At 70.6% G+C, this 7,140-nt stretch carries 7 protein-coding genes and 1 pseudogene; all 8 read left to right on the top strand.

Annotated features, from left to right (window positions below; all coding sequences use genetic code 11):
* On the top strand, nucleotides 1–234 hold a 234-nt coding region (locus G6024_RS06590; RefSeq protein ID WP_159148331.1), incomplete at its 5' end, for a molybdopterin dinucleotide binding domain-containing protein.
* A complete protein-coding gene (gene nuoH / locus G6024_RS06595) occupies nucleotides 231–1,595 on the top strand; it encodes an NADH-quinone oxidoreductase subunit NuoH (protein ID WP_159148332.1) in 1,365 nt (454 codons plus the stop codon). The genes G6024_RS06590 and nuoH, both read left to right, overlap by 4 nt.
* Nucleotides 1,588–2,217, top strand: coding sequence for an NADH-quinone oxidoreductase subunit NuoI (gene nuoI / locus G6024_RS06600; protein WP_067714648.1), 630 nt, complete (start codon nucleotides 1,588–1,590; stop codon nucleotides 2,215–2,217). Before nuoH ends, nuoI begins: the two co-directional genes overlap by 8 nt.
* The gene (locus tag G6024_RS06605) at nucleotides 2,214–2,975 is read left to right on the top strand and encodes an NADH-quinone oxidoreductase subunit J (protein WP_159148333.1); all 762 of its coding nucleotides are present in this window, start codon (nucleotides 2,214–2,216) and stop codon (nucleotides 2,973–2,975) included. The genes nuoI and G6024_RS06605 overlap by 4 nt, the downstream gene beginning before the upstream one ends.
* Nucleotides 2,972–3,271, top strand: a complete 300-nt coding sequence (gene nuoK, locus G6024_RS06610; protein ID WP_067714654.1) for an NADH-quinone oxidoreductase subunit NuoK — start codon at nucleotides 2,972–2,974, stop codon at nucleotides 3,269–3,271. Before G6024_RS06605 ends, nuoK begins: the two co-directional genes overlap by 4 nt.
* Nucleotides 3,272–3,296: 25 nt before the next feature.
* Complete coding sequence (nuoL, locus tag G6024_RS06615) at nucleotides 3,297–5,267, top strand: NADH-quinone oxidoreductase subunit L (protein ID WP_159148335.1); 1,971 nt, start codon at nucleotides 3,297–3,299, stop codon at nucleotides 5,265–5,267.
* Nucleotides 5,264–6,832, top strand: a complete 1,569-nt coding sequence (locus G6024_RS06620) for an NADH-quinone oxidoreductase subunit M (protein ID WP_159148334.1) — start codon at nucleotides 5,264–5,266, stop codon at nucleotides 6,830–6,832. Before nuoL ends, G6024_RS06620 begins: the two co-directional genes overlap by 4 nt.
* Nucleotides 6,829–7,140 (top strand): annotated as a pseudogene (locus G6024_RS06625) (NADH-quinone oxidoreductase subunit NuoN); the annotation flags it as partial. The gene G6024_RS06620 and the pseudogene G6024_RS06625, both read left to right, overlap by 4 nt.

Genomic DNA, 7,140 nt, shown 5'->3' on the forward strand with positions numbered 1-7,140 from the left:
CGCCCCGTGGCCCGCCTGTCGCCGACGACCGCCCGCGAACTCGGAGCCGCCGACGGCGACCCGGTGACCGTCTCCACCGACCGCGGGGCGATCACCCTGCCGCTGGCCGTCACCGAGATGCCCGACCGCGTGGTCTGGGTACCGCAGAACTCGCCCGGGTCCGCCGTGAACGCGACTCTCGCCGCCGGCGCAGGCGACGTGGTGTCCCTCGCGGCCGGGGAGGTGGCGTCATGACCGGGGTCGCGGTGAACGGGCCCGCCGTGCTCGCCACCGCGGACCTGTCGACCACCGGCGCCGACCTCACGGCCTTCGGTACGGACCCGTGGTGGCTGGTGTTGGCCAAGGTCCTCGCGGTCTTCGTGTTCCTCGTGGTTACCGTGCTCGCGGCCATCTACCTGGAACGCAAGATTCTGGCATGGATGCAGATGCGCATCGGCCCCAACCGCGTCGGCCCCGGTGGGATCCTGCAGAGCTTGGCCGACGGCGTGAAGATCGCCCTCAAGGAGGGATTCATCCCGGCCGGGGTCGACAAGCCGATCTTTCTGCTCGCACCGGTCATCGCGGTGATCCCGGCGTTCATGGCGTTCGCGGTGATCCCCTTCGGGCCCGTGGTCTCCGTCTTCGGCCACTCCACGCCGCTGCAGCTCACGGACCTGCACGTGGGAGTGCTCTATATCCTCGCCGTCACCTCGATCGGGGTGTACGGGATCGTGTTGGCGGGCTGGTCCTCCGGCTCGACCTACCCACTGCTCGGCGGCCTGCGCTCCACCGCCCAGGTGATCAGCTACGAGATCGCCATGGCGCTGTCGTTCGTCGGGGTGTTCCTCTTCGCCGGCACCATGTCGACGTCGGGGATCGTCGCCGCCCAGTCGCAGGTGTGGTTCGTGTTCCTGCTGCTGCCCTCGTTCGTCATCTACGTCATCTCGATGGTCGGCGAGACCAACCGCGCCCCCTTCGATCTGCCCGAGGCCGAGGGCGAACTCGTGGGCGGGTTCCACACCGAGTACTCCTCGCTGCGCTTCGCGATGTTCATGCTGGCCGAGTACGTCAACATGACCACAGTCTCCGCGCTGGCGGCCACCCTGTTCCTCGGCGGCTGGCAGGCCCCCCTGCCGTTCTCGCTGATCGACGGCGCGGATTCCGGGTGGTGGGCGCTGCTGTGGTTCGTGGCCAAGGTGTGGGCGTTCATGTTCCTGTTCATGTGGCTGCGAGCCACCCTCCCGCGACTGCGCTACGACCAGTTCATGGCCTTCGGCTGGAAGGTGCTCATCCCCGTCTCGCTGGCCTGGGTCATGTCGGTGGCGACCATCCGGGTGATCGTGGGCCCCGGGTCCGCTCTCCTCACGCCCGCCATGGTGATCGCGGGCCTGGTGGCGGTGGCGGCCATCGTCGTCGTCCATCGGTCCCGATCCCGGCGCGGCGGCCGGGCCACGCCCACCCGCGGCGACTCCCCACCCGCGTCCGTCACGCGGGGCGCGCGCTTCGACCCCACGGCCGGAGGGTTCCCCGTCCCTCCGCTCCCCCACCAGCGCGCCGCGCTGGGCCGCTTCACTTCTACAGACTCGCCCCCCAGTCAGGAGGCCCGCCATGCCTAGGAAGTCACGGTCCCGGGTTCCCGGGTTCCTCGAACCGCTCGCCGGGTTCGGGGTGACGTTCTCCACGATGTTCCGCAAGGCGCACACCGAGCAGTACCCGGAGGAGAAGGTCCCCACCGCGCCCCGCTACCACGGGCGACACCAACTCAACCGCTACGCCGACGGGCTGGAGAAGTGCATCGGCTGCGAACTGTGCGCATGGGCGTGCCCGGCGGACGCGATCTACGTCGAGGGCGCCGACAACACCGCCGAGGAACGCTTCTCCCCCGGCGAACGCTACGGGCGGATCTACCAGATCAACTACCTGCGCTGCATCGGCTGCGGCCTGTGCGTGGAGGCGTGCCCGACCCGGGCGCTGACCATGACCAACGACTACGAGATGGTCGACGACAACCGCGCTGACCTCATCTACGAGAAGCACGACCTGCTCGGACCGATGCTCGCCGGGATGGTCCCCGCCCCGCACGACATGTACCCGGGCGCCGACCACTTCGACTACTACCGCGGAGAGATCACCGGCTCCGCGCCCGAGCAGGGTGAGCCGTACGAGCCCGGTGAGGCCGAGCCGCGCGGTGCGACCGCAGCCGGCTCGCGCGCGCGCCGCGGAAGGGGGGCCTCGTGACCACCGGGGAGTCCGTCCTGTTCTGGGCGCTGGCCATCATCGCCGTGGCCGGGGCGCTCGGGGTGGTCTCGGCGACCAAGGCGGTCTACTCGGCGCTGTGCTTGGCCGCAACGATGGTCTCGCTCGCCGTGCTGTACATCGCGCAGGGGGCGGTGTTCCTGGGCGTGGGCCAGATCGTCGTCTACACCGGCGCCGTGATGATGCTGTTCCTGTTCGTGGTGATGCTGATCGGGGTGGAGTCCTCGGACTCGCTGGTCGAGCGGATCCGGGGGCACCGGGTGGCGGCCATCGTCGCCGGCCTGGGGTTCGGCATCCTGCTGGCCACCGGGCTGGCGCGGGCGCAACTGCCGCCGTTCGCCGGGTTCGCCCCCGGATACTCGGTCGTCCCCGCGCTGGCGGAGCTGCTGTTCTCCCGGCACGTGTGGGCGTTCGAGCTCACCGGGGTGCTGCTCATCATCGCCACCCTCGGCGCGATGGTCCTGGCGCACCGCGAGCGCTTCACCGGGCGCCTCACCCAGCGGGAGATGTCGCAGCAGCGTTTCCTCGACTGGCAGGCCGACGACTCCGCCCGCGTGACCCCGCTGCCCAGCTCCGGCGTGTACGCGCGCCGCAACTCCGCCGACATGCCCGCCCGACTGCCCGACGGGTCCGACGCCCCCGACTCGGTGAGCGAGGTGCTGCGGCGCCATGCGGCCGATCGCGCGGACGGTCCCGACGAACTCGGCAGCGGCGGACCCGGCGAAGGGGGCCGACGGTGAACCCCGAGTACTACCTCTACCTCTCGGCCGTGCTGTTCACCATCGGCGCGGCCGGGTTCCTGCTGCGGCGCAACGCCATCGTCCTGTTCATGTGCATCGAGCTCATGCTCAACGCCACCAACCTCGCCCTGGTGGCGTTCGCTCGGATGCACGGCGACGTCACCGGCCAACTCTTCGCGTTCTTCATCATGGTCGTGGCCGCCGCCGAGGTCGTGATCGGCCTCGCGATCATCATGGCCATCTACCGGTCCCGCCGATCGGCGTCCGTCGACGACGCCAACCTGCTCAGGTACTAGGGGGACGACGATGACGACGACCGTGATGACGACGACGACAACGACCGCAGCCGCCCTCGCCCCCGCCGTCGCCGGGTCCGCGCTCTGGCTCATCCCCGCACTGCCGCTGTTCGGCGCGGCGGTCCTGCTGCTGCTCGGTCGCCGCGCGGACGGGTGGGGCCACCTGCTCGGGTGCGCGACCGCGCTGGCCTCATTCGCGGTGGCGGTGTGGCAACTCGTCGCCATGACCGGCCGTGACGCCGCCGACCGTGCCTCCGGACAGACCCTGTTCGAGTGGGTCTCGGTCGGCGAGTTCCAGCTGGACTTCGGCCTGCGTCTGGACGAGCTGTCCATGGTGTTCGTCCTGCTCGTCACCGGCGTCGGCCTGCTCATCCACGTGTACTCCATCGGCTACATGGCGGCCGACCCGGCGCGGCGCAAGTTCTTCGCCTACCTCAACCTGTTTCTCGCGGCGATGCTGCTGCTGGTGCTGGCCGACAACTTCCTCGGCCTCTACCTGGGCTGGGAGGGTGTCGGCCTGGTCTCCTACCTGCTCATCGGGTTCTGGCAGCACAAGCCGTCCGCCGCCACCGCGGCGAAGAAGGCGTTCGTCGTCAACCGCGTCGGCGACACCGGTCTGGGTGTAGCGCTGATGGTCATGGTCACCCAGCTGGGCACGCTGTCCTACGAGGGCGTGTTCTCGGCGATCGGCGGCGGGGCGGTGAGCTCGGGGCTGGTCACCGCGCTCGGGCTGCTGTTGCTGCTGGGCGCGTGCGCCAAGTCGGCCCAGGTGCCGCTTCAGTCCTGGCTCGGCGACGCGATGGAGGGTCCCACCCCGGTGTCCGCCCTCATCCACGCCGCGACCATGGTCACCGCGGGCGTCTACCTCATCACCCGGTCCAACCCGATCTATGACGCGACCCCGACCGCGCGCGCCGCGGTGATCGCGGTCGGCGCCGTGACGCTGCTGTTCGGTGCGGTCATCGGTTGCGCCAAGGACGACATCAAGAAGGTCCTCGCCGCCTCCACCATGAGCCAGGTCGGGTACATGGTCATGGCCGCCGGCTTCGGGCCCGCCGGATACGCGCTGGCGATCATGCACCTGCTCACCCACGGTTTCTTCAAGGCCGGACTGTTCCTCGGCGCCGGCTCGGTGATGCACGGGATGAACGACGAGGTCGACATGCGACGCTACGGCGCCCTACGCGCGGTCATGCCGGTCACCTTTGTCACCTTCGGACTCGGCTACCTGGCCATCATCGGCGTCCCACCGTTCGCCGGCTTCTACTCCAAAGAGGGCATCATCTCCGCGGCGTTCGACGTGGGCAGCGGGTCGGCTGCGGGTGCGGGCGCGTTCGGCTCAGGATCGGCGGTCGGCTACCTCCTGGGGGCGGTGGCCCTGCTCGGCGCGGGCCTGACCGCCTTCTACATGACCCGTGTGATGATCCTGACCTTCTTCGGGCCCGGGCGCTGGGCCGACGACGCCCACCCCCACGAGTCGCCGGCGATCATGACGGGGCCGATGATCGCGATCGCCGTGGGATCGGTGCTCTCCGGTCTGCTGCTGTCGCTCGGCGGGCGGCTGCAGGACTGGCTCGCCCCGGTCGTCGGAGAGCACCACCCGGAGCACGTCCTACCGGTGTGGCTGGTCACCGCCGCCTCCCTGGTCGTGGTGGCCGTCGGCATCGCCCTGGCCGTGCACCGCTACACCCGTAGTGAAGTCCCGGCCACCGCCCCAGTCGGCTCAACGCTCACGCGGGCCGCCCGGCGCGACCTGTATGCCGACGACCTCAACGAGGCGGTGTTCATGCGACCCGGCCAGGCCCTGGTCGCGGGCACGGAGGTGATCGACCGGCGGGTGGTGGCCGGGGCGGCGACGGGCGTCGGTACCACCCTCGGCGCACTGTCCGCCCGGACGAGACTCCTGCAATCCGGACTCACCCGCTCCTACGCGCTGTACATGCTGATCGGCGCGGTTCTGGTGATAGCCGCGATGTTGGGTGGTGGCGTCCTGTGACCGGCCCCGGACTGCTCACCGCGCTGTGGCTCACGCCCCTGGTCGGCGCCCTCGTCGTCGTCGTCCTCCCTGCGAGCGCGCGCCGCGCGGCGAGGCCCCTCGCCCTGGTCACGTCCCTGGTCGTCCTGGGGGTGGCCGTCGCGCTGGCGGTCGGGTTCGAGCCGGGCGGCGACACCCACCAGTTCGTCGAGTCGCGGCCGTGGATCCCCGCGTTCGGTGCGACGTACACGCTCGGGCTCGACGGCGTGGCGCTCGTGCTGGTGCTGCTCACCGCCGCGCTCATGCCGCTGCTCCTGCTCGCCGGATGGCGTGACACCGACGACTCCAGCGGCGCCACCTCGGACGGCCGGCACGCACAGTCCTACCCCGCGCTCATGCTGGCCACGCAGGGGCTCGCGCTGGTGGCCTTCACGAGCCTGGACGTGTTGCTGTTCTACGTCGCGTTCGAGGCCATGCTCATCCCGCTGTACTTTCTCATCGGGGGATTCGGAACAGGCGCGTTCGGGGACAGCGGCGCGGACCGGGCGCGGGCGGCCGTGCGGTTCCTCCTCTACAACCTGCTCGGCGGGCTCGTCATGCTGGCCGCGGTGCTCGGGCTTTACATGTACACAGACCGGGCCGGACTCGGGCCCGACGGCCGCGGCACCTTCGACTACCGCCTCATCACCGACGCCGTCGCCGACGGGCGACTGCAGATACCGCCCGGCGCGATGCTCCTGCTGTTCGCCGGGTTCACGCTGGCCTTCGCGATCAAGGCCCCGCTGTGGCCGTTCCACACCTGGCTTCCCGGGGCCGCCGTCGCCGCGACGCCCGCCTCCGCGGTGCTCATGATGGCCGTGGTGGACAAGGTCGGCACCTTCGCGATGCTGCGCTACAGCCTGCCGCTGTTCCCCGAGGCAGCGGCGACCGCGACGCCCGTGATGGTGACGCTCGCGGTGATCAGCATCGTCTACGGCGGCATCATGGCCATCGCCCAGACCGACCTCCTGCGGCTCATCGCCTACGCGTCGATCTCCCACTTCGGGTTCATCGTGCTGGGTGTGTTCGCCGCGACCGAGCAGTCGGCGGCCGGGTCGGCGCTGTACATGGTCAACCACGGCATCGCCACGGCCGCACTGTTCCTCGTGGCTGGGTTCCTCGTCCGGCGGCACCGGATCCGCGAGATCGGCTACTACGGCGGGGTGCAGCAGGCCGCGCCCGTGCTCGCCGGGGTGTTCCTCATCGCCGGGCTCGCGACGCTGTCACTGCCCGGGCTGGCCCCGTTCATCAGCGAGTTCCTGGCGTTCGTCGGCACGTTCGAGGTCTACCCCGTCGCCGCCGTACTGGCGACGGCGACGTTCGTCCTGGCGGCCGTCTACATCCTGTGGACCTACCAGCGGGTGATGGGCGGGCCCCTCGCGCCGGGGTTGCGGTCCACGCCCGACCTGACGACCCGCGAGCGCGTGGTGCTGGCCCCGCTGGTCGTGGCGCTGATCGTGCTGGGCTTCTACCCGCAGCCGGCGCTCGACGTGATCGACCCGGCGGTCACCGAGACCGTCGCCCACGTGGAAGGTGCCACCCGATGACCCCGGACATCGCCTACTCCTCGCTCCTGCCGCTGCTCGTGGTGCTCGGGACGGCGATCGTCTCGGTGCTCGTCGAGGCGTTCGCCCCCGCCCGACACCGCTATGCCGCGCAGCTGGTGCTGTACCTCGGCGGGCTCGTCGCGGCGCTGGTGACGGTGGTTCTGCTCGCCGGGACGCGGCTGGTGACGGCTGGCGGCGCCGTGGCCGTGGACGGGCCCGCGCTGTTCCTGCAGGGGGCGACGGTCCTCGTGGCGATCGGGGCGGGGTTGCTCATCGGGGAACGCTCCCGGGTGGGCGCGGCGGCCGGG

Source organism: Dietzia maris (genome assembly GCF_014144855.1).
GTDB classification, from domain to species: domain Bacteria; phylum Actinomycetota; class Actinomycetes; order Mycobacteriales; family Mycobacteriaceae; genus Dietzia; species Dietzia kunjamensis.

Coding starts and splice junctions, on each gene's coding strand:
- nuoH (WP_159148332.1), top strand. CDS start 231: ATGACCGGGGTCGCGGTGAACGGGCCCGCCGTGCTCGCCACCGCGGAC.
- nuoI (WP_067714648.1), top strand. CDS start 1,588: ATGCCTAGGAAGTCACGGTCCCGGGTTCCCGGGTTCCTCGAACCGCTC.
- nuoL (WP_159148335.1), top strand. CDS start 3,297: ATGACGACGACGACAACGACCGCAGCCGCCCTCGCCCCCGCCGTCGCC.